The sequence below is a fragment of the Pseudomonas sp. SAR267 genome, assembly GCF_052077595.1.
Taxonomy (GTDB): Bacteria; Pseudomonadota; Gammaproteobacteria; order Pseudomonadales; family Pseudomonadaceae; genus Aquipseudomonas; species Aquipseudomonas vlassakiae.
On sequence record NZ_JBQIHU010000001.1, the window covers coordinates 4,893,123 to 4,917,234 of the forward strand.

Sequence of the window (24,112 nt, forward strand, 5' to 3'; positions counted from 1 at the left end):
GGTTTACCTCTTGTTCTTGATGGCGGTGCCAAGCACCTGCAGGTAGGCGACCAGCGCGTCCATCTCGGTCTTGCCCTTGACCGCGTCACGGGCGCCGGCAATGTCCTCGTCGGTATACGGCACGCCCAGGGTGCGCAGGGTGCGCATCTTGGTGTCGGTATGGCTGTTGTCGACCTTTTCGGCGACCAGCCACGGGTAGGACGGCATCTTCGATTCCGGCACCACGTTGCGCGGGTTGTACAGGTGCGCGCGGTGCCAGTCATCGGAGTAGCGGCCACCGACGCGGGCCAGGTCCGGGCCGGTGCGCTTGGAGCCCCACAGGAACGGGTGGTCCCACACGCTTTCGCCAGCGACCGAGTAGTGGCCGTAGCGTTCGGTTTCGGCGCGGAACGGGCGGATCATCTGCGAGTGGCAGCCCACGCAGCCTTCACGGATGTAGATGTCGCGGCCTTCCAGTTGCAGTGCGGTGTAGGGCTTCATGCCTTCGACCGGCTTGTTGGTCACGTCCTGGAAGAACAGCGGGACGATCTGGGTCAGGCCGCCGATGCTCACGGCAAACACCATCAGCAAGGCCAGGAGGCCTACGTTTTTCTCGATGACTTCATGTTTCATCAGTCAGGTCTCCTCAAGCCAGCTGGGCATTCGCAGGGGCGGCGTCGAGCGCCGGCGAACGCACGGTGCGCCAGGTGTTCCAGGCCATCAGGAACATGCCGCTGAGGAAGATCGCGCCGCCGACGAAGCGCACGATGAAGCCTGGGTGGCTGGCCACCAGGGTTTCCACGAACGAGTAGGTGAGCGTGCCGTCGCTGTTGACTGCGCGCCACATCAGGCCTTGGGCGATGCCGTTGACCCACATCGAGGCGATGTACAGCACGGTGCCGATGGTCGCCAGCCAGAAGTGCGCGTTGATCAGGCCCAGGCTGTGCATCTGCTGCTTGCCGAACACTTTCGGGATGGTGTGGTACAGCGCGCCGATCGAAATCATCGCCACCCAGCCGAGAGCGCCGGCGTGCACGTGGCCGATGGTCCAGTCGGTGTAGTGGGACAAGGCGTTGACCGTCTTGATGGCCATCATCGGGCCTTCGAAGGTGGACATGCCGTAGAACGCCAGCGACACCACCAGGAAACGCAGGATCGGGTCGCTGCGCAGTTTGTGCCAGGCCCCCGACAGGGTCATCATGCCGTTGATCATGCCGCCCCAGCTCGGCGCCAGGAGGATCAGCGACATCACCATGCCCAGCGACTGCGCCCAGTCCGGCAGGGCGGTGTAGTGCAGGTGGTGGGGGCCTGCCCAGATGTACAGGGTGATCAGTGCCCAGAAGTGAACGATCGACAGGCGATAGGAATACACCGGGCGCTCGGCCTGCTTGGGCACGTAGTAGTACATCATCCCGAGGAAGCCGGCGGTGAGGAAGAAGCCTACCGCGTTGTGGCCGTACCACCATTGCACCATGGCGTCGGTGGCACCGGCGTAGACCGAGTACGACTTGGTCAGGCTGACCGGCAGTTCCAGGTTGTTGACGATGTGCAGCAGCGCCACGGTGAGGATGAAGGCGCCGAAGAACCAGTTGCCGACGTAGATGTGCTTGGTGGTGCGTTTCATCAGCGTGCCGAAGAACACGATGGCGTAGCTGACCCAGACGACGGTGATGAGGATGTCGATCGGCCATTCCAGCTCGGCGTACTCCTTGGAGCTGGTGTAGCCCAGCGGCAGGGTGATGGCCGCCAGCAGGATCACCAGCTGCCAGCCCCAGAAGCTGAACGCCGCCAGTTTTGGCGCGAACAGGGTGGTCTGGCAGGTGCGTTGCACCGAATAATAGGAGGTGGCGAACAGCGCGCAGCCGCCGAAGGCAAAGATCACCGCATTGGTATGCAGCGGTCGCAGGCGGCCGAAGCTGGTCCAGGGGAGGTCGAAGTTGAGGGAAGGCCAGGCGAGCTGGGCGGCGATGAAGACGCCGAGCCCCATCCCGACTATTCCCCACACCACCGTCATGATGGCGAATTGGCGGACCACCTTGTAGTTATAGGCGGTACTGCTGGTTGTGTTCATGTATGGGTTCCCATCCACGGTTATTGGCAGGCTTTACAGCGAGGCAAGCATGAGTAATGGGCAAAGTGCCGGTATTGACGGGGATCAATGGGCGCAAGTCGGAAATGTCCCAGGCTTGCGCTGCGATCCTCCGCGAAACGGGGGGGAAGGGCGTGCGTCCGCGTGCCTGATCCTGGCCCATGGCGCAGGTGCGCCGATGGACAGCGAGTTCATGACTGAGATGGCGCAAAGGCTGGCGGCGCTTGGGGTCGGGGTGGTTCGCTTCGAGTTCCCCTACATGGCCGAGCGGCGCAACGGCGGCGGCAAACGGCCGCCCAATCCGCAGAAGGTGCTGCTGGAATGCTGGCGCGAGGTGTACCGGCAGGTGCGACCTTTGGTCGCGGGCAGGTTGGCCATTGGCGGCAAGTCGATGGGGGGGCGCATGGCCAGTCTGCTGGCCGACGAACTGGAAGCGGATGCGCTGGTGTGCCTGGGGTATCCGTTCTATGCGGTGGGCAAGCCGGAGAAGCCCCGGGTCGAGCACCTGGCCGAGCTGAAGACACGCACGCTGATTGTTCAGGGGGAGCGCGATGCGCTGGGCAATCGGGAGGCGGTGCAGGGGTATGCGCTGTCACCGGCGATCGAGGTGAGCTGGCTGGTGGCGGGGGATCATGACCTGAAGCCGCTGAAGGCTTCGGGGTTCAGCCATGAGCAGCACTTGCAGGCGGCGGCGGAGCGGGTTGTGGCTTTTTTACAAAAATAGCGGTGGGATTTCGTACATTGATCGCCGCCGAATCTAATCAAATCCGGGCTTACTTGTAGGAAAAACTACCCTGCTATGTGGGAACCTTCCTAATCGCCTGCCTCGCATGGACTATCAACAAATTACAGGCCAATGTAAACGGAAATTCTTCTCCTTTCGGCGCCAAGTTGTCGCAGATGAGTTGGGAAATGCAGTTTCCGTTCAGGGGTCGTTATGTCTGAAACCGTACGCTTGATCTTCAACCATAGCCAACACATCCATGGTGATGCCTCTGCGGACTTCGTATGGGGTGATAACTGGGCTCATGCGTCTGTCCGCTTCCTGCGATGAAACCACCCTGGAACCACACCTGGCCCTGCTCGGGTGTGGCAAGCAGTACTGCATCTACCAGCCCCCGCCTGTTGGCAGAAGATGGTAGCGAGGGCTACTCGTTACGAGCTTGATTCACAGGCTCTCAAACTGAGGATGGAGTGAACATGGAGTCCACCAACGATAGCCAGGCAGAAGCACCGCCCGCAGAAGGGGTGACCAGTAGAGAGGGCACTGTAGTGGTTGCCTACCAGAAAGCCGCGCAGTGCTACTTCCGCCCCGACACCGAAGAGCTGGTATTCCTTGCCGGCATGGAGGCCGGCAGGTTTGAAACGCACTGGCGTGGCATGCAGGCCAGCATCAGCAACTTCCACGAGGCGCAAGCCAGGTATCAGGAAGTGCTTGAGGCCTACATGGCCGGTTCGCTGAAAGGCCTTTCGGCGCTGGCGCGGGACCAACACGAAATCGCAATTGCCGCTGCCGAAGACAATGTGGATGAACACCGCAAGGCGATACACGAGAAGCTGGGCACATTCTCGCAAAGCGGCATGGCCTACGAGGATGTGGTCGAACTGCTGCCGATCATAGGCCAGAACAGCAAGGGCAAGCGGGGCAAGAAGCCCATTCGCTATGCCTATGTCAAAAAGAGTTATTACGACGAAAACAAACAGGGAGGAAAGCTGAGCAGCAAGTCGCTCAAGGCCAAGGACAAGAAAACCGGCCAGCAAAGTTTTATCCGCAAGGACAAACGCGGCAATACCCGCATTGACACGCAGCTGTTACGGCAACAGTTGCAGAACCTGGAGTGGCCAAAGCTGAAGCTCGAGCTGGCCGACGTGCTGAAGTGGGCCGGTACTGACTTCAACCCGGAGGACTTGCAAAACGACCGCACGCTGTTCGACTGGGCGGAAAGCTGGAACGAAAGTGCAACGACCAGCGGCGCGGTGCTTGGTAGCGAGAATATCGATTTTTCGGCCGGTGCCCAGTTCATGCGCCTGGTTTCCAATGTGGGCGCCAGTGCCGATTTCGACCCCGCCAAGGGCCAGGCAGCGGTCAATGTCGGTGCCAAGGCCAGCTTCTCCATTGCCTCGGCAACGGTTGGCACTCAGGCCTACGTACCGGATCGCCTGGGCTGGTCGCTGGCCTATGCCCACGGTGATGGCCAAACCTTCGACATGGGCCGGATGCGCCTGTTGATCGAACCGGAGCTGACCGGCTTCATCGGCGGCTCGGTAGTGCTGGAAGGCCAGTTGCAGGTCGTGGTCAAAGGCGACAAACAGATGCTGGCCGGCCAACCGGGTGGGCGGCTGCCGCGCTTCGAAACGCGGCGCACCAAAGCAGCTGTGTTTCACCAGCAGATGGACGCCGAAGACGAGGGACTGAAGCTTACCGGTCAGGCATTTGCAGGGGCTCGGGCAGAGGGCAGCCTGAAAGGCAGCTTGCAGTGGTTGAAACCGGCGGGGCCGATCGACCCGGAGTACTGGACCGCGGGCATGCTGATGTCCAGTGGCGAGTTCACGGACTTTTGCACGATTGCGCCGAACATAGGCGGATTGGCAGGCGTTGGCGCGAGTGGAAAATTTCACTGCACGTTCATTAACGGCAAGTTTTGCTTTCATGTTGCTGCCAGCCTGTGTTGGGGCTACGGGGCCAAGGGCGGGCTTATTTTTGAGGTGGGTACTAATTCGATTGCGGAGTTTGGGGCGTGGTTGGTGTATCAGCTTCATCGATTGGATTATGGGTTCTTTTCTGTTGTCGATAAAGACGCGTTTGCTATCTATAGCAGGGCATGTGTGGTTGGGCTCATTGGTGTGGGTTTTGAACTTTACGCGCGCTATACGCAGTTTGGTAAAGACTTGTCGAAGGTGGCTGGTGATTTATCACATGCGTTGATTGAATTTGCTGGAAGTGCTAAAGGCCAGATTGCCGCATCTCGTCGGAGAAATATGTTGGCAAAAAATACTATTTCTCGTCGCTTTGAGTTGCTTACCTATACTCCGGAATCTAAAGGTATCTTGATTTATCTGCTGACTAGGCATGGCAAGCTGGATTATCAGGACCCGAATAATATGGGGGAGAATCTCGTGCCTGATTTCTTTCAGCAGCGAAAAGAAGCGGTGGTTTGGGTTTTGAGAAGTATTCAAACCCTTGTCGAGTGGCGAAAGGTGCTGTGCCGCGTAACAGTTGATGGTGGTAGCCAAGCCGGCGAGGGAGATGAGGCAATTGTAGAAAAACGGCAAGAACAGAGCTTGATAGAGTTCCTGCAAATTGGGTTCGATCGCGATGATGATCTTCGCAGGGCGAAGGACGAATTATACGCCATTCGAAAGGTTATAAGGTTGGGAAGCAGTTGGGGGTATGCGCTTACTATGAATAACACCGAATACTACAGGCTGAATTACGGTGATAACCCCAACTTCCCTGAGCGCTGTAGTTTTGGCCCTGGTTGCGGAGAATTTGATTTTAGGTGGGGGGAAGTATGAGGGCGTATCTGAATATTAGTCTAGTTTTGGTCGCTTCAGCTATTGGTGGGTGCGGCCAGGAAGTCAGCAGCAATGTAGCTAGTGCTCCGCAAGTGGATCCTGAAAGGGTTGAGGCTTTTGTTGAGAAGGTAGTCGAGCGGCTGGTGTACGTTGAAGGTGGCAAATACCTGATGGGGGATTTCGGTGCTGAGTATGGTTTGGAAAAAATTCAATATGATGCTGATGTGAACAGTAAGCCGCTTCATGAGGTAAAGCTTAGTAGTTTTTCCATGTCGAAGTTCAAGGTGACGAATGAGGAGTATGATTTTTACCTGCTGGCAAATCAGCTGCCTTTTGATGGTGTGGAGGATAAAATTGCAGAGTATACAAACTCCAAGCGCATGCGCAGTCATCCGCAGTTGCCTGCACATATCGACTGGTACGAGGCTGAAAAATACTGCAATTGGCTTGGCGTGGTCAGTGGTCTTCCATTCTCACTGCCCACTGAAGCCCAGTGGGAATACGCCGCTCGGAGCAGAGGGCAATTTATTGCCGTCGCCACGGATGATGGTACTTATAAGGTAACTGATGAGTTCTACAATCGCGATGGGAGTGGCGGTCCACGAGGTATTAATATTTCTACGATCAGAGATCGAGAGGAGTTTTCCAAGGCTATGGGATGGAAAGTTCAAAGTTTGACATCGCTCCCGGTTGATCGTTTTCCACCCAACCCTTTAGGGCTGTATGCAATGTCTGATAATGGATTTGAATGGGTGAGTGACTGGTATGATCCTGATTATTACCACACCTCTCCTGTCCTGAATCCACAGGGTCCACCTGCGCCCGTTTATAAAGGAGAAGATACGGATAATAAGTATGCCAAGGTCCTGCGGGGTGTTGATTACGCCAACGCGCAATGGGGTGGAGGCTTTAATGTTCGGCGCCGGTACAATCCACCTGATGCAATCACGAAAAATATGTTTATAGATAAAGATCGCCGTGTAATTACCGACAAAACTGCTCGCTGCGTTGTAAACAGCCCTGTTCCTGTTAGTCGAGGTTAGGTCGTCAGGCTTGCAGATGTTTCAGGACGAAAACGCGTAATATAAGTGATAAATGCGCCAAGGTGATGAGCGGTGTTGATTCCGCCAATGTAAAGTGGGGCAGGGTTTGATGCTCGGTGTCGGTATTGTACTCCAGGTGCAATGAGGCAGAGTTTTTAGCAGAAGAGAGATATTCTCGTGATTACCGATATAACTGCTCTTTGCGTCGTGAATACCCTGTGCCTGCCAGTCCAACATAAAACCCGAGTGGATGTGCAAACGTGCAGCTTGTCCAGGCGCACACGGTCGGTTTGTTGAGTTGCGGTATTTTATCAACAGTTGGAATCGCAGGCCGAGGCGCTGAGTCTTGCTGGTGAGGCTTTTGCTGGCGCTTGAATGTAAGGCATCCTGAAGGGTAATTCCAGTCAGTAAAGGCACATTGGGGCCGCTAGGCAGCCCCAAATTGCTTAACTGATTTACCTGAAGATAGTTAGCAGGGGTTGAAGCCGGCAGGGCCGATTGACCCTGAACACTCTCACCCTGCTTGGGCAGATTAGTCGCGGTACTCGCACAGGTAAGCGGTATCTACCTTCACCTGCAGCTGGAACTTGCTGTCGGCCGGCACGTTGAACTTGTCGCCAGCGTTGAAGGTTTCCCAGTTGTCGCTACCCGGCAGTTTCACGGTCAGGGCGCCGGACACCACATGCATGATCTCGCGCTTGGCGGTGCCGAACTCGTATTCGCCCGGGGCCATCACGCCCACAGTGGCAGGGCCTTCTTCGCCTGCGAAGGCGATCGACTTGACGGTGCCGTTGAAGTACTCGTTGACCTGGAACATGGGCGACTCCTGAACAATGGGGGTGAAAAAGGGCTGGCCAGTATGCCCAAGCCCATTCGCCCCGTCATCTGCTTTCAGGTGCCGTTCGCAGGCAGGCTCAAGGGCAGCAGGCGTGCGGTGTTGCGGGCATCCTCCAGGGCCCGGTGCTGCTGCCCGCAAAAGTGCATGCCCGCCAGTTGCAGCGCCCCATTGAGCCCGGCCGGGCGCTGCAGGTGGCGAGCCTTGGCGAAGCGCTGCTTGAGGTTGATGTGCGGCAGCTCGCGCAGCAGGCTGTCGACCTCATGCTGGCGCCATTCCTGCAACAGCTGTTGGCGGTCGTAGTCGCCCCAGCTGACCCAGGCCTGCAACTGCTCGCGGTGGTGCCCCAGCCAGCGCTCGAAACGCTCCCACACCTCCGGGAATGCTGCGGCGCTGTCGACACTGGCCTGGCTGATGTGCGTAAGCTCGCGGCAGAACGGTGTCAGCTGCGGCCGACGCCGGGGCCGCACGAAGCGCTGGAAGTGGTCCACTTCGCGGCCTTCGCGGGTCACCAGGCTGGCGCCGATTTCAATGATTTCCATCTCTGTGACCGGCCAGCCACCGTCATCGGTGGTGGCTTCCAGGTCGATCACCAACCAGTGGCCCATACCAGGCTCCCTCGCCATACGTGCCAAAGCAGCGTAGCCAATGTCTGGCCACACGGCATCCCCTGGCAAAATGCCCTCACTTTGGCATAACCGGCAGTTGTGCCTCGTCGGGAAAACGCCTAGCTTAAGCGCAACCTAGGTATGAACCGTAATGAGCGTCCGTTTTGACTCCAGCGTCCGGCCTGAAGTTGCTCTCCACCTTGATGATGCTGGCTGCGGCTTGGCTGGCGGCGCCGGCGTGGGCCGACGATGCCATTGAGGTGAAGATCGGCGCTGCGCATTTCCCGCCTTATACCGTGCGCCCCGAGCAAGGCGCCGATACCGGCTTGCTGCCCCATCTGGTGGAGGCCTTGAACCGCTTGCAACCGGACTATCACTTCGTCCTGGTGCCCACCTCTATCCAGCGGCGCTTTGGTGATTTCCAGCAAGGCCGCACAGACATGGCGATCTTCGAGAACCCCGAATGGGGCTGGCAGCAGATCCCTCACCAGACGGTGGACATGGGCCTGGAGGATGCCGAAGTGTTCGTCGCCAGGAAGACCAACGGCCGCGACCAGCATTATTTCGACAATCTGAGCGGCAAGCGTCTGGCGCTGTTCAACGGCTATCACTACGCATTTGCCAACTTCAATTCCGACCCCAACTATCTGCGCAAGGCCTACAACGCAACGCTGACCTATTCCCACGACAGCAACCTGCTGATGGTCCAGGCCGGCCGCTCCGACATTGCCCTGGTGACACGCTCCTACCTGAGCGACTTTCTGGCCCGCAACCCCGACAGCCTCGACCAGCTGGTCGCCTCCCAGCGCATCGACCAGGTCTACCACCACTATGCGTTGCTGCGTCCTGGTGCTCCGATCACTGATCAGAAGTTCGCCGAATTGCTGCGTCGTTTGCGCGACAGCGGCGAACTGACGCGCATCTTCCTGCCCTACCGGATCACCGTCGCCGCGCCGAACGACTAAATTCCCCGGTCATGGCCACGTCCTGACAAGTGAGCCTTTCTTTCGTTATTTCGTGAGCCAAGACCATGCCGTTCGATGCCGCTTCGCAGCCCCTGTACCTCCCACGCTGGCGCAGCCTCGATGCCGAGGAGGATGACTGCCGGTTGAGCCTGTCCCTTGAAGGGCGCCCATTGATCCAGCTGCGTCTGGAGCCGGGTGATCCGCTGCACGTGCATGTGCAGAGCCTGTGTCCGGAGCGCCCACAGCAGGCGTTATGGGCTGCCAGCTATTGGCTGTTGTCGCGCGATCCGGCTCGCCAGCGCCTGGCTGTACATTTGCCCACGAGTATTGCGCAAGCTTTGGCCAGCGGCTTGCTGGTGGCCGGCGAAGTCGCCGGCGTCTACTTGTGCGAGCGCGCCTTGTTCTGGCAGTTGCCGCAGCCATGGCTGGGTAGTTCGAGCGGCGATGTCTACCCGCAGCAGATGCAGTTCAGCAACGGCAAGCGCCACCCGCGCCGGGCACCCAAGCCGCGTGGCGAGGTGTATCGCCGCTTCGATGCGCGGCTGGGTGCCTGGGTGTCGTTGCGCACCCTGGAAGTCGACCAGGACCTCGAACGCTTCAACCGCTGGCAGAACAACCCGCGGGTGGAAAAATTCTGGCAGGAGGCGGGCTCGTTGGAGCAGCACCGCGAATACCTGACGAAGCTTGAGGCCGACCCGCATACCCTGACCCTGATCGGCTGCTTCGATGACCAGCCGTTCGCCTACTTCGAAGCGTACTGGGCCAAGGAGGATCGCATTGCGCCGTTCTATCCGGCCGATGATTACGACCGTGGCATCCACATGCTGGTGGGTGAAGAGGCGCACCGGGGCCCGCACAAGGTCGCCAGCTGGCTTTCGGCGCTGGTGCACTACCTGTTCCTGGACGACCCGCGCACCCAGCGGGTGGTGGCTGAGCCCCGTGCCGACAACGGCAAGATGATCGGCTACATGCACGATCAGTGCTTCCATTGCGACAAGGAATTCGACTTCCCGCACAAGCGCGCGGCGCTGATGATTCTGGGGCGGGAGCGGTTCTTCGATCGCTGCAAACTGGTTTGAGATCGCCGGGGCCGCTTTGCGGCCCTTTCGCGACACAAGGCCGCTCCTACAGAAATGCGCGATTCCTGTAGGAGCGGCCTTGTGTCGCGAAAGGGGTGCGAAGCGCCCCCGGCAATCCCAAACAGTACTCAGGCCTGCCGGCTGGCCGTCTTGCGGCAGTGCACCAGGGCATCGCGGATCATGAAGTTGACCAGGGTCGGTGAAACCCCCAGTTCCTTGGCAATGTCCTTCTGCGGCACGCCGTGCAGGCGGTACATCTCGAAGGCATAGCGGGTGCGCTGGGGCAGTTCGTTGAGTGCCTCGGCGATGTGTTCGAGCGCCGCCAGGTTGATGTGCGTGGCTTCGGGCGAAGCGTTCGGGATGACCACGTTCAGGCCTTCCTCTTCGCTGCCGGAGTACTTCAGCTCCATCGCCTGCTTGCGGTAGTGGTCGATGGCCAGGTTGCGCACGATCTGGAACAGGTAGCTGAGCTGCGCCTTGAACGACGAGGTGATCTGCGGGGCGGCGCTGAGCCGGAAGAAGGCATCCTGCACCACGTCCTCGGCGCGCGAGCGGCAGCCGGTGATGCGCGCCGCAATCTTGACCAGGATGCTGCGGTTGTCGACGAATGCCTGGAGTAATGGTGAATCGCACTTACTTGTGGATAGTTGTTCCGCCATGGAAATCACCTTGTCTCGAAGGGGGGAGGGAGCACCCCTTGAGGGGAAGCTTCCTACGACGTGCGACAAGCTATTCATAATGATAATGATTGTCAAATACGAAAGTTAATGAGTTTCTATTCGTTTCAGTTCTAAAGCGAGCGACGTGATGCAGTTCACCTTGTACCCCCGCTGACGCTGCTAATTTCCCGCCGCGCCCATCCGTTCCCCTGTGTACATCCGGCCGCTGCCCGCCAACTTCGTGCGCTGCAGCCAGCCCGACTTAACCAGACACTGGCAGGAACCCCCCATGACGGACGCCTTCGAACTCCCGCTCTCGCTGGTCCAGGCCCTGGCGCAACGCGCTGCGCAGACCCCGGACCGCATCGCCCTGCGCTTTCTGGCCGATGCCCCTGGCGAGCAGGCCGTGCTCAGCTATCGCGACCTGGATGCCCGTGCGCGCACCATCGCTGCGGCGCTGCAGGCCCGCGCCAGGGTCGGCGAGCGGGCGGTGCTGCTGTTCCCCAGTGGCCCGGACTACGTGGCGGCGTTCTTCGGTTGCCTGTACGCCGGGGTCATTGCCGTGCCGGCCTATCCTCCGGAGTCGTCACGCCGCCATCACCAGGAGCGCCTGCTGTCGATCATCGACGACGCCGAACCGCGCCTGCTGCTGACCGTTGGTGCGCTGCACGGCAGCCTGCAGGATCTCGAAGCTCTGAGCGGCGACAACGCGCCGGAATTGCTCGCGGTAGATGCGCTTGACCCGGCGCTGGCCGAGCGATGGTACGCGCCGGTATTGAGCGCGAGCGACATCGCCTTCCTGCAGTACACTTCCGGTTCCACCGCCCTGCCCAAGGGCGTGCAGGTCAGCCACGGCAATTTGGTGGCCAATGAGCAATTGATCCGCGCAGGCTTCGGCATCGACCTCAACCCGGACGATGTGATCGTCAGTTGGCTGCCGCTGTACCACGACATGGGTTTGATCGGCGGGCTGCTGCAGCCGATCTTCAGTGGCGTGCCGTGCGTGCTGATGTCGCCGGGCTACTTCCTCGCTCGGCCGCTGCGCTGGCTGCAGGCGATCAGCGAGTATGGCGGCACCATCAGCGGCGGGCCGGATTTCGCCTACCGGCTGTGCAGCGAACGGGTCAGCGAGGCGGCCCTGGCAGGCCTCGACCTGAGCCGCTGGCGCGTGGCCTATTCCGGCTCCGAGCCGATTCGCCAGGACAGCCTCGCCACCTTTGCCGACACGTTCGCCGCCTGCGGCTTCCAGCCGAGCAGCTTCTTTGCCAGCTATGGCCTGGCCGAAGCCACCTTGTTCGTCAGCGGCAGCCGCCGTGGCCAAGGCATCGGTGCGCTGGAGCTGGACGCCGAAGCCTTCGCTGCCAACCGTGTCGAAGCCGGCCAGGGCAGTGTGCTGATGAGCTGCGGCTACCCGCAGCCTGGCCATGCGGTGCGTATCGTCGAGCCTCAGCGCCTGGAGGTGTTGGGCGACAATCAGGTAGGCGAAATCTGGGCCAGCGGCCCGAGCATCGCCCTGGGTTACTGGCGCAACCCAGAAGCCACTGCGCGCACCTTCGTCGAAATGGACGGCCAGACCTGGCTGCGCACCGGCGACCTGGGCTTCATGCGCGACGGCGAAGTATTCGTCACCGGGCGTCTGAAGGACATGCTGATAGTTCGCGGCCAGAACCTTTACCCGCAAGACCTGGAAAAGACCCTGGAACGCGAGGTCGAAGGGCTGCGCAAGGGGCGGGTAGCCGTGTTCGCGGTCGACGATCAGGGCGAGGAGGGCATCGGCGTGGCGGTGGAAATCAGCCGCAACGTGCAGAAGGCAGTCAAACCCGAGGCGCTGATCAAGGCCCTGCGCCAGGTGGTCGCCGATGCCTGTCGCCAGGCGCCGGCCGTGGTCCTGCTGCTCAATCCGGGTGCATTGCCGAAGACCTCCAGCGGCAAGCTGCAGCGTTCGGCCTGCCGCCTGCGCATGGATGATGGCAGCCTGGATTGCTATGCGCGTTTCCCGCGGGCCGCCACCCCGGTTGCAGGCACAGCAAGCGACGATGACCTGCAGGCACGTATCGCCGGTATCTGGCGCGAAATACTCAAGGTCGAGGCGATTGCCGCTGACGATCACTTCTTGCTGCTGGGCGGCAACTCCATCGCCGCCACCCAGGTCACTGCACGGCTGGCCGAGGAGCTAGGTATCCCGCTGAGCCTGCGCACCCTGTTCGAGACGCCAACGCTGGCCGAGTACTGCGCTGAGGTGGCCACCATGCTGGCTGATGGTGCTGGTGGGCCCACCGCTATCACGGCGCTGGCGCGTGGCCAGGCCTTGCCGCAGTCGCTGGCACAGAACCGCCTGTGGCTGACCTGGCAGCTTGAGCCGCAGTCTGCGGCCTACAACATTCCTGCCGGCCTGCACCTGCGCGGCGAGCTGGACGAAGCCGCACTTGAAGCCGCGTTCCAGGCGCTGGTCGCGCGCCACGAATCGCTGCGCACAGTGTTCAGCGAAGCCGACGGGCAGGCCTTGCAGCGTGTCCTGCCGGAGCAGCCGTTCACCCTTCGGCGCCTGGGCCTGGAAGGGCTGGCGCCCGAGCATGTGGTGTCACGCCGCGAGCAAGAGGCGCAGCAGCCATTCGACCTGACCCAAGGCCCATTGCTGCGCGTGACCCTGGTGCGCCTTGCTGACGAAGACCATCAGCTGTGGGTGACCTTGCACCACATCGTCGCCGATGGCTGGTCGCTGAATGTCCTGCTCGACGAATTCGCCAAACTGTACGCCGCCCGTTGCCAGGGCCTGGACGCCCAGCTGCCGGCGCTGACATTGGGTTACGCCGACTACGGCAGCTGGCAGCGGCAGTGGCTGGCCGAGGGCGAAAGCGCACGTCAGCTGGCGTACTGGAAAGCCGCATTGGGCGACGCCTTGCCAGTGCTCGACCTGTACCCGGACCAGCCGCGCTCCAGCCAGCAGCACAACCGCGCTGCCCGCGTGAGCGTGAAAGTGCCGGCCAGGCTGACCGACGCCCTCAAGGCCCTGGCCCGCGAACAGCAGGCCAGCCTGTTCATGGTCCTGCTGGCCGCCTGGCAAGGGCTGCTGCACCGCTATACCGGCCAGGGCGACATCCGCGTCGGCGTACCCAACGCCAACCGCCCGCGCCAGGAAACCCAAGGAATGGTCGGCTTCTTCATCAACACCCTGGTGCTGCGTGCGCAGCTGGATGGCCGCCTGCCGTTCGCCCGGTTGCTGGCCCAGGTGCGCGGCGCGACCCTCGACGCCCAGGCCAACCAGGACCTGCCGTTCGAGCAATTGCTCGAAGCCCTGCCCGACGCTCGCCAGCAGGGCCTGTTCCAGGTCATGTTCAACCACCAGCAGCGTGACCTGTCAGCGTTGCGCCGCCTGCCGGGTTTGCTCGCCGAAGAACTGCCGTGGCACAGCCGCGAAGCCAAGTTCGACCTGCAACTGCACAGCGAAGAAGACCACCAGGGCCGCCTGAGCCTGGCCTTCGACTACGCTGCCGAGCTGTTCGATGTCAGCACCGTCAAGCGTCTTGCCCAGCACCTGCTGGCACTGCTCGAGCAAGTCTGCGCGCAACCGCTACTGCCGCTGGGCGATGTGCAACTGCTGGACGAGCAGGGGCGTGAACAACTGCTGGCCTGGGGTGAGGCGCCTATGCCAGCCGCGCAGCGCTTGCTGGTCGAGCAGCTCAACGAGCAGGCGCGCCTGACTCCGGAACGTACCGCCCTGGTCTGGGACGGTGGCAGCCTCGGCTATGCCGAACTGCATCAGCAGGCCAACCGGCTGGCGCACTATCTGCGCGACAAAGGCGTCGGCCCCGACACGTGTGTAGCCATCGCGCTGGAGCGTTCGCCGCAGCTGCTGGTCGGCCTGCTGGCGATCCTCAAGGCGGGCGGCGCCTATGTGCCGCTGGACGTCGACTACCCGGCCGAGCGCCTGGCCTACATGCTCGGCGATTGCCAGGCTAGCCTGCTGCTCAGCCACAGCAGCCTGCTGGGTACGTTGCCGCAGGTCGATGGCGTCAGCGCCATCGCCGTTGATCAACTGCACCTCGACAGCTGGCCCAGCCAGGCACCGGGCCTGCACTTGCATGGCGACAACCTGGCCTACGTGATCTACACCTCCGGTTCTACCGGCCAGCCGAAGGGCGTGGGCAATACCCATGCGGCGCTGGCCGAGCGCCTGCAGTGGATGCAGGCCCGCTATGCGCTGGATGAAAGCGATGTGCTGATGCAAAAGGCACCGATCAGCTTCGACGTCTCGGTGTGGGAGTGCTTCTGGCCGCTGATCACTGGCTGCAAACTGGTCCTGGCCGGCCCTGCCGAGCACCGCGACCCGCAGCGCATTGCCACGCTGGTGCAGCAGCATGGCGTGACCACGCTGCACTTCGTACCGCCGCTGCTGCAGGTGTTCGTGCAAGAGCCACTGGCCGCCGGCTGCAACAGCCTGCCCCGGGTGTTTTCCGGTGGTGAAGCGCTGCCTGCGCAGTTGCGTGACCGTGTGCTGCAGCTGTTGCCACAGGTGCAGTTGCACAATCGCTACGGCCCGACCGAAACCGCCATCAACGTCACACACTGGCATTGCCAGGCAGCCGATGGCGAGCGTTCGCCGATCGGCCGCCCGCTGGGTAACGTCCTCTGTCGGGTGCTGGACGATGAACTCGAACTGGCTGCGCCTGGCGTGCCGGGCGAGCTGTATCTGGGCGGTGCCGGCCTGGCCCGCGGTTACCTGGGCCGCCCGGGCCTGACTGCCGAACGTTTCGTGCCCCAGGCTGGCGGCAACGGCGCGCGCCTGTACCGCAGCGGTGACCGTGCCCGCTGGCAGGTGCAAAGCGAGGCTCTGGAATACCTCGGTCGCCTCGATCAGCAGGTCAAGGTGCGTGGCTTCCGCGTCGAGCCTGAAGAAGTGCAGGCGTGCCTGTTGGCTCAGGCGGGTGTCGAACAGGCGCTGGTGCTGATTCAGCAGGACGCGGTCGGTGCGCAACTGGTGGGTTACTACAGCGGAAACGCAACGGCCGAGGTGTTGCTGGCCACACTGGCAAGGCAATTGCCGGCATACATGGTGCCGGCTCAGTTGATCGGTCTGGAGCACTTGCCGCTGGGCCCGAGTGGCAAGGTCGACCGCAAGGCACTGCCTGCACCGGTCTGGCAGCAGCGCGCCCATGTCGAGCCGCAGACCGCATTGCAGCAGCAGGTAGCGGCCATCTGGCGCGAGGTGCTTAACCTGCCGCAGGTCGGCCTGCACGACGATTTCTTCGCCCTCGGCGGCCATTCGCTGCTGGCCACCCAGATCGTCTCGCGTACCCGTCAGGTGTGTGATGTCGAGCTGCCGCTCAAGACGCTGTTCGAGGCCAGCGAGCTGGTTGCGTTCTGCGAGGTAATTGCCCAGGTCCGCGCTGCCGGTGCGCGCAACCAGCAAGGTGCAATCGCCCGGGTCGACCGCCGCCAGGCCGTGCCGCTGTCCTACTCGCAGCAGCGCATGTGGTTCCTCTGGCAGATGGAGCCGGGCAGCCCGGCCTACAACGTTGGCGGCATGGCGCGTCTACGCGGGGCGCTGCATGTGGATGCCTTCGAACGCGCCCTGCAGGCGCTGATCGTGCGCCACGAGACCCTGCGCACCACCTTCCCCAGCATCGATGGCGTGCCATACCAGTGCGTGGCCGACGACAGCGGGCTGCAACTGGACTGGCAGGACTTCACGGCCTTGCCAGCCGACATCCGTCAGCAGCGCCTGCAACAACTGGCTGACGAGCAGGCCCACCAGCCATTCGACCTGGAGCGCGGGCCGCTGCTGCGCGCCTGTCTGGCCAAGACCGAGGACCGTGAACACTACTTCGTGCTGACCCTGCACCACATCGTCACCGAAGGCTGGGCCATGGACATCTTCGCCCGCGAACTGGGCGAGCTCTATGAAGCCTTCGTCGATGAGCGCGAGTCGCCACTGGTGCCGCTGCCGGTGCAGTACCTGGACTACAGCGTGTGGCAGCGGCAATGGCTGGAAGGCGGTGAAGGCGCACGCCAGCTTGCCTACTGGAAAGACCGCCTCGGCGATGAGCACCCGGTACTGGCGCTGCCCGCCGACCGCCCGCGCCCTGCCGTGCAGAGCCACCGTGGCGAGCTCTACCGCTTCGAACTCGACCCGGCACTGGTCGCCCGCGTGCACGCCTTCAACAAGCAGCGTGGCCTGACCCTGTTCATGACCATGACCGCCACCCTGGCCACGTTGCTGCACCGCTACAGCGGCCAGCGAGACCTGCGCATCGGCGCGCCGGTGGCAAACCGTATCCGCCCGGAAAGCGAAGGCCTGATCGGCGCTTTCCTCAATACCCAGGTGCTACGTTGCGAGCTGGACGGGCAAATGACCGCCGCCGCCTTGCTCGAGCAGGTCCGCCAGGCCGCCATCGAAGGCCAGTCGCACCAGGACCTGCCGTTCGACCAGTTGGTCGAGGCCCTGCAGCCGCCGCGCAGTAGCGCCTACAACCCGCTGTTCCAGGTGATGTGCAACGTGCAGCGCTGGGCCTTCCAGCAGAGCCGCACACTCGCGGGCATGCAGGTGGATTACCTGGTCAACGATGCCAGCGCCACCAAGTTCGACCTGTACCTGGAGGTCACCGACCTCGACGGCCGCCTGGGCTGCTGCCTGACCTACAGCCGCGACCTGTTCGACGAGCCGCGCATCGCACGCATGGCCGAGCACTGGCAGCAGCTGCTGGTCGGCCTGCTCGACAACCCGCAACAGCGCCTGTGCGAGCTGCCGATGCTGGCCACTGCCGAGCAGCAAATGCTGATTGGCCAGTTGCAGGGCGAGCAGGACTACGCCCTCGACCAGACGATTCACGGCTTGTTCGCCGCCCAGGCTGCGCGTACGCCAGATGCGGTTGCATTGACCTTCGCCGGCCTGCACATGACCTACGCTGAGCTCGACCAACAGGCCAATCGCCTGGCCCGTGCCCTGCGTGATCGCGGGGTCGGCCCGCAGGTGCGGGTGGGCCTGGCGCTGGAGCGCTCGCTGGAGATGGTGGTCGGCCTGCTGGCCATTCTCAAGGCCGGTGGCGCCTATGTGCCGCTCGACCCGGAATATCCGCTCGACCGCCTGCGCTACATGATCGAGGACAGCCGCATCGGCCTGCTGCTAAGCCAGCGGGCACTGCTCGAAAGCCTCGGTGGACTGCCCGGCGGGGTAGCTCGCTGGAGCCTGGAGGACGATGCCGCGAGCCTCTCGGCCTACAGCGATGCGCCTCTGCATGACTTAAACCTGCCGCAGCATCAGGCCTATTTGATCTACACCTCCGGCTCCACCGGCAAGCCCAAGGGCGTGGTGGTCAGCCATGGCGAAATCGCCATGCACTGCCAGGCGGTGATCGACGCCTTCGGCATGCGCAGCGATGACTGCGAACTGCACTTCTACTCGATCAACTTCGACGCGGCCAGCGAGCGCTTGCTTGTGCCGCTGCTGTGCGGCGCCCGTGTGGTGCTGCGCGCCCAGGGCCAATGGGGCGTCGAGGACATCTGCCAGTTGGTGCGCGAGCAGCGGGTGAGCGTGCTCGGCTTCACCCCGAGCTATGGCAGCCAACTGGCCCAGCACCTGGCCGGGCAGGGTGAACAACTGCCGGTGCGGCTGGTGATCACCGGCGGCGAAGCGCTGACTGGCGAGCACCTGCAACGCATTCGCCAGGCCTTTGCCCCGCAGCAGTTCTTCAACGCTTACGGCCCCACCGAAACCGTGGTCATGCCGCTGGCCTGCCTGGCGCCGGAGGTGATGCCCGCCGACGCTGGCAGCGTGCCGATCGGCCGGGTGATCGGTGCCCGCACCGCCTACATCCTCGACGAGGACCTGGCCCTGCTGCCGCAAGGGGGTATTGGCGAGCTTTACGTCGGCGGTGCCGGCCTGGCCCAGGGTTACCACGACCGCCCGGGCCTCAGCGCCGAGCGCTTTGTCGCCGACCCGTTCAGCCGCGATGGCGGGCGCCTGTACCGCACCGGCGACCTCGTGCGCCTGCGTGCCGATGGCCTGGTGGAATACGTCGGCCGTGCCGACCAACAGGTGAAGATCCGCGGCTTCCGAATCGAGCTGGGCGAAATCGAAAGCCGCTTGCAGGAACATACCGATGTCGAGGAGGCCGTGGTGCTGGCCCTCGACCTGCCGGGTGGCAAGCAGCTTGTAGGTTACCTGGTGTGCAAGCAGGCCACTGCCGACAGCGAAGCGCAGGCCAGACTGCGCGAAGCGGTCAAGGCCGATGCGCGTCAGCACCTGCCGGATTACATGGTGCCCGCACACCTGGTGCTGCTTGAGCGCCTGCCGCTGATGGGCAACGGCAAGCTCGACCGTCACGCATTGCCAGCGCCGGATCTGGAGCAGGCCCGCCAGCATTACCAGGCGCCGGCCAATGAGCTGGAGGAGCAACTGGCGCACGTCTGGCGCGAAGTGCTCAACACGTCCCGCGTAGGTGTGCAGGACAACTTCTTCGAGCTGGGTGGCGACTCGATCCTGTCGATTCAGGTGGTCAGCCGTGCACGCCAGCTGGGCCTGCAGTTCACCCCGCGTGACCTGTTCCAGCACCAGACCATCCAGACCCTGGCTGCCGTGGTCAGCCGCAGTGCGGCGCCGAGCAGCATCGAGCAGGGCCCGCGCGAAGGGCGCAGCGGCCTCACGCCGATTCAGCACTGGTTCTTCGACAGTGACGTCGCCCAGCCGCAGCACTGGAACCAGGCGGTGCTGCTGGAGGCGCGCCAATCCTTGGACCGCGACACCCTGGAGCAGGCCCTGGCTGCGTTGGTTGCGCACCACGACAGCCTGCGTCTGCGCTTCACCCAGGGGCAGGCGGCCTTCGCGGCGGTGTCTGCCGAGCAGCTGCTGTGGACCGCCACGGTCGCCGACTTCGCCGACTGCCAGGCGCTGTATACCGACGTGCAGCGCAGCCTCGACCTGGAACGGGGCCCGCTGTTGCGCGCCTTGCTGGTCAGTGACGGGCAGGGCGCCCAGCGCCTGCTGCTGGCGATCCACCACCTGGTGGTCGACGGTGTGTCCTGGCGTGTGCTGCTCGAAGACCTGCAGGCGCTGTATCGCGGCCAGCCACTGGCGGCCAAGACCCACGCCATGGCCGACTGGGCTGCGCGCCTGGCCAGCTATGCCGGCAGCGATTCGCTGCGCGACGAGCTGGACTGGTGGCAAGGCCAGCTTGGCAGCGTGCGCCATGAGCTGCCGTGCGATCACCCGCAGGGTGGCAACCTGCACCGGCATGCCGACACCCTGGCCATCGGCCTGGACGCAGAACAGACCCGGCAGTTGCTGCAACAGGCACCGGCGGCCTACCACACCCAGGTCAACGACCTGCTGCTGACCGCGCTGGCCCGCACCCTGTGCCGCTGGAGCGGTGACCAGGAAGTGCTGGTGCAGCTCGAAGGCCACGGCCGTGACGGCCTGTTCGAGGACATGGACCTGACCCGCAGCGTCGGCTGGTTCACCAACGCCTACCCGCTGCGCCTGAACCCGCAGGCCGGCGAAGATGATGCTGCGCGTGCCACCTCGATCAAGTGCATCAAGGAACAGCTGCGGCAGGTGCCGCACAAGGGGCTGGGCTACGGCGTGCTGCGCTATCTGGGCGATGAGGTCAGCCGCGAAAGCATGGCGGCGCTGCCCCAGGCGCGCATCACCTTCAATTACCTGGGCCAGTTCGACCAGCAGTTCGACGAGGCCGCCTTGTTCCAGCCTTTGGATGCACCGGCAGGCCTTGCTCATGATCTGGATGCACCGCTGCCGAACTGGCTGAGCATCGACGGCCAGGTCTATGCCGGTGCCTTGCAACTGCGCTGGACCTACAGCCGTGAACGCTACGACGCGCGCACCATCGCGCAGATGGCCGAGGCCTATCGCCAGGAGCTGCTGGCACTGGTCAGCCACTGCCTGGCCGATGGCAACGGCAGCTTTACGCCCTCGGACTTCCCGTTGGCGCACCTGAGCCAGCAGCAGATCGACGCGCTGCCGGTGCCCGCCGCGCAGATCGAAGACGTCTACCCGCTGACGCCGATGCAGGAGGGCATGCTCTTGCACACCCTGCTTGAACCGGGCACCGGCCTGTACTACATGCAGGACCGCTACCGCATCAACAGCGCCCTCGACCCGCAACGTTTCGCCCAGGCCTGGCAGGCGGTGGTGGCGCGTCACGAAGCCCTGCGTGCATCGTTCAGCTGGAATGCTGGCGAGACGATGCTGCAGATCATCCACAAGCCGGGCAACACGTCGGTGGACTATCAGGACTGGCGCGGCCTTGATGAGGCGGCCCAGGAAGCGCGCCTGCAAGCCCTGCACAAACAGGAGCGGGAAGCGGGCTTTGCCCTGCTGCAGGAAGCGCCGTTCCACCTGCGCCTGGTGCGGGTCGATGACCAGCGCTACTGGTTCATGATGAGCAACCACCACATCCTCATCGATGCCTGGTGCCGCTCGCTGCTGATGAACGATTTCTTCGTGCTCTACCAGGCCCTCGGCGAAGGCCGCCAGGCCCAGTTGCCGGTGCCGCCGCGCTACCGCGACTACATCGGCTGGCTGCAACGCCAGGACATGGACGAAGCGCGCAACTGGTGGCAGGCCAACCTGGCCGGCTTCGAGCGCGCCACGGCCCTCCCCAGCGACCGCCCGCTGCGCAACGACCACGCCGGTGACGGCATGGTGGTGGGCGACTGCTACACCCGCCTGGAGGTGAGTGATGGCGTGCGCCTGCGCGAACTGGCTCAGGCCCATCAGCTGACCATCAACACCTTCGCCCAGGCGGCCTGGGCGCTGGTGTTGGCGCGCTACAGCGGTGACCGCGACGTGGCCTTCGGCGTTACCGTGGCTGGGCGCCCGGTGAGCCTGCCGCAGATGCAGCGCACGGTCGGCCTGTTCATCAACAGTATCGCCCTGCGCGTGCAACTGCCCGAGCCGGGCCAGCGCCGCAGCGTGCGCCAGTGGCTGCAGGGCGTGCTGGAGCGCAACATGGAGCTGCGCGAGTACGAGTACCTGCCGCTGGTGACGATCCAGGACTGCAGTGAACTGCCCAAGGGCCAGCCGCTGTTCAACAGCTTGTTCGTGTTCGAGAACGCCCCGGTGGAAACGGCGGTGCTCGACCATGCCCAGCACCTCAACGCCAGCTCCGATTCGGGCCGCACCCACACCAACTTCCCGTTGACGGCGGTGTGCTACCCGGGCGATGACCTGGGCCTGCACCTGTCATTCGACCAGCGCTACTTCGACTACCCGACCGTCGAGCGCCTGCTGGCCGAGTTCAAGCGCCTGCTGTTGGCGCTGGTGCAGGGCTTTGAAGGGGATGTGAGTGAATTGCCGTTGCTGGGCGAGGAGGAGCAGCGCTTCCTGCTCGACGACTGCAACCGCACCGGGCACGCCTACCCGCTGGAGCAGAGCTACGTGGCACTGTTCGAAGCGCAGGTGGCTGCCCACCCTGAGCGCACCGTTGCCCGCTGCTTCGATGCGTCTTATGACTACGCCGGGCTGAATCTCGCGGCCAACCGCCTGGGCCATGCCCTGGTTGGTGCGGGCGTGGCCATCGACCAGCCGGTTGCCCTGCTGGCCGAGCGGGGCTTGCCGCTGCTGGGCATGATCGTCGGCAGCTTCAAGGCCGGCGCCGGCTACCTGCCGCTGGACCCAGGCCTGCCGTCGGCGCGCCTGCAACGTATCGTCGAACTGAGCCGCACGCCAGTGCTGGTGTGCAGCGCAGCCTGCGCCGAGCAGGCGCGCCAGTTGCTGGATCAACTTGAGGGTGTGACGCGGCCGCAGCTGCTGGTGTGGGAAGAGGTGCAGGGCAGCAGCGTCGCCAGCCATAACCCAGGCATCCACAGCGGGCCGGACAACCTGGCCTACGTGATCTACACCTCCGGCTCCACCGGGCTGCCCAAGGGCGTGATGGTCGAGCAGCGCGGGATGCTCAACAACCAGCTGAGCAAGGTGCCGTACCTGGCCTTGAGCGAGCATGACGTGATCGCCCAGACCGCCTCGCAGAGCTTCGACATTTCGGTCTGGCAGTTCCTTGCCGCGCCGTTGTTCGGCGCCCGGGTGGAGATCGTGCCGAACGCCATCGCCCATGACCCGCAAGGTTTGCTGGCGCATGTGCAGGCCACCGGTATCACGGTGCTGGAAAGCGTGCCATCGCTGATCCAGGGCATGCTGGCCAACGATCATCAGGCGCTCGATGGCCTGCGCTGGATGCTGCCGACCGGCGAGGCGATGCCGCCGGAACTGGCTGCGCAATGGCTGCTGCGCTATCCGCAGATCGGCCTGGTCAATGCCTACGGGCCGGCGGAGTGCTCGGATGACGTGGCCTTCTTCCGCGTCGACATGGCCTCGACCCGTGGCAGCTACCTGCCGATTGGCACGCCGACCGACAACAACCGGCTGTACCTGTATGGCGAGGACCAGGCGCTGGTACCGCTGGGGGCGGTGGGTGAGTTGTGCGTGGCAGGTACTGGCGTCGGCCGTGGCTATGTCGGCGACCCGGTGCGCACGGCACTGGCGTTCATCCCGCACCCGCACGGAGCGCCAGGCGAACGCCTGTACCGTACCGGTGATCTGGCGCGGCAGCGCCCGGACGGGGTGTTCGAGTATGTCGGGCGTATCGACCATCAGGTGAAGATTCGCGGCTACCGTATCGAACTGGGCGAGATTGAGGCGCGTCTCCACGAGCAGGCCGAGCTACGCGATGCGGCGGTGGGGGTGCAGGAGGGTGCCAGTGGCAAGCATCTGGTTGGCTACCTGGTGGCACACCAGGGTGTACCCGCCGATGCCGCGCTGCTGGAGCAGGTCAAGCAGCGCTTGCGTGCGCAGCTTCCCGAGTACATGGTGCCGCTGCACTGGGGCTGGTTCGCCAGCCTGCCGCACAACGCCAACGGCAAGCTTGACCGCAAGGCATTGCCGGCCATCGAGATCGGCGGGCAGCACAGCCAGGCCTACCTGGCGCCGCGGGATGAGCTGGAAGCGGTGCTGGCGGCTATCTGGGCCGATGTACTCAAGGCCGAGCGGGTCGGGGTGCATGACAACTTCTTCGAACTGGGCGGGCATTCGCTGCTGGCCACGCAGATCGCGTCGCGGGTGCAGAAGCAGTTGCAGCTGAACGTGCCGCTGCGGGCGATGTTCGAGTGCAGCACGGTGGAGGCGTTGGCCGATTACGTGCGTGGGTTGCAGGGGAGCGTGGTGGATGAGGCGAAGGCTGATCGGCTTAGCGACCTGATGGCTGAGCTTGAAGGGCTTTAAGTTGATTGGCTAGCCTGTGCTGGCCTCTTCGCGGGCACGCCCGCTCCCACAGGGATGTCACCGGCCTTGAAAGCAGTGATGTACCTGTGGGAGCGGGCGTGCCCGCGA

11 protein-coding genes are annotated in these 24,112 nt (G+C 63.2%); 6 read left to right on the forward strand and 5 right to left on the reverse strand.

Annotation, left to right across the window (positions count from 1 at the left end; genetic code table 11):
- Positions 1-3: 3 nt before the first annotated feature.
- Positions 4-612 carry a cytochrome-c oxidase, cbb3-type subunit II gene (gene ccoO, locus ACTORR_RS22945; protein ID WP_054884101.1) on the reverse strand — a complete coding sequence of 203 codons (609 nt, stop codon included), beginning with the start codon at positions 610-612 and terminating at the stop codon, positions 4-6.
- Between the two features lie 13 nt (positions 613-625).
- On the reverse strand, positions 626-2,050 hold the full coding sequence (gene ccoN, locus ACTORR_RS22950; RefSeq protein WP_054884100.1) for a cytochrome-c oxidase, cbb3-type subunit I: 1,425 nt from the start codon (positions 2,048-2,050) through the stop codon (positions 626-628).
- Between the two features lie 49 nt (positions 2,051-2,099).
- Between ccoN and ACTORR_RS22955 the strand changes: the two genes are divergently transcribed.
- From ACTORR_RS22955 to ACTORR_RS22965, 3 genes are all read left to right on the forward strand, one after another.
- Positions 2,100-2,792 carry an alpha/beta family hydrolase gene (locus tag ACTORR_RS22955; protein WP_099814237.1) on the forward strand — a complete coding sequence of 231 codons (693 nt, stop codon included), beginning with the start codon at positions 2,100-2,102 and terminating at the stop codon, positions 2,790-2,792.
- Between the two features lie 476 nt (positions 2,793-3,268).
- On the forward strand, positions 3,269-5,584 hold the full coding sequence (locus ACTORR_RS22960; RefSeq protein ID WP_313364683.1) for a hypothetical protein: 2,316 nt from the start codon (positions 3,269-3,271) through the stop codon (positions 5,582-5,584).
- Positions 5,581-6,627: a formylglycine-generating enzyme family protein gene (locus ACTORR_RS22965; RefSeq protein WP_082433454.1), complete on the forward strand. Its 1,047-nt coding sequence runs from the start codon at positions 5,581-5,583 to the stop codon at positions 6,625-6,627. The genes ACTORR_RS22960 and ACTORR_RS22965 overlap by 4 nt, the downstream gene beginning before the upstream one ends.
- Positions 6,628-7,159: 532 nt before the next feature.
- On the opposite strand, the gene ppnP is transcribed toward ACTORR_RS22965, so the two are convergent.
- Both ppnP and ACTORR_RS22975 read right to left on the reverse strand, forming a co-directional pair.
- Positions 7,160-7,444 carry a pyrimidine/purine nucleoside phosphorylase gene (ppnP, locus tag ACTORR_RS22970; RefSeq protein WP_013973489.1) on the reverse strand — a complete coding sequence of 95 codons (285 nt, stop codon included), beginning with the start codon at positions 7,442-7,444 and terminating at the stop codon, positions 7,160-7,162.
- Positions 7,445-7,518: 74 nt separating this feature from the next.
- The gene (locus ACTORR_RS22975) at positions 7,519-8,070 is read right to left on the reverse strand and encodes an exonuclease domain-containing protein (protein WP_054884095.1); all 552 of its coding nucleotides are present in this window, start codon (positions 8,068-8,070) and stop codon (positions 7,519-7,521) included.
- Positions 8,071-8,234: 164 nt separating this feature from the next.
- Between ACTORR_RS22975 and ACTORR_RS22980 the strand changes: the two genes are divergently transcribed.
- Positions 8,235-9,035: a substrate-binding periplasmic protein gene (locus ACTORR_RS22980; protein ID WP_441343909.1), complete on the forward strand. Its 801-nt coding sequence runs from the start codon at positions 8,235-8,237 to the stop codon at positions 9,033-9,035.
- A 65-nt stretch (positions 9,036-9,100) separates the two neighbouring features.
- Complete coding sequence (locus ACTORR_RS22985; RefSeq protein ID WP_313364682.1) at positions 9,101-10,114, forward strand: GNAT family N-acetyltransferase; 1,014 nt, start codon at positions 9,101-9,103, stop codon at positions 10,112-10,114.
- A gap of 128 nt (positions 10,115-10,242) precedes the next feature.
- On the opposite strand, the gene ACTORR_RS22990 is transcribed toward ACTORR_RS22985, so the two are convergent.
- Positions 10,243-10,773 (reverse strand): RNA polymerase factor sigma-70, encoded by a 531-nt coding sequence (locus tag ACTORR_RS22990; RefSeq protein ID WP_054884092.1) that lies wholly within the window; start codon positions 10,771-10,773, stop codon positions 10,243-10,245.
- A 289-nt stretch (positions 10,774-11,062) separates the two neighbouring features.
- Between ACTORR_RS22990 and ACTORR_RS22995 the strand changes: the two genes are divergently transcribed.
- A complete protein-coding gene (locus tag ACTORR_RS22995) occupies positions 11,063-24,004 on the forward strand; it encodes a non-ribosomal peptide synthetase (RefSeq protein ID WP_313364681.1) in 12,942 nt (4,313 codons plus the stop codon).
- The last annotated feature ends 108 nt before the right edge of the window (positions 24,005-24,112 follow it).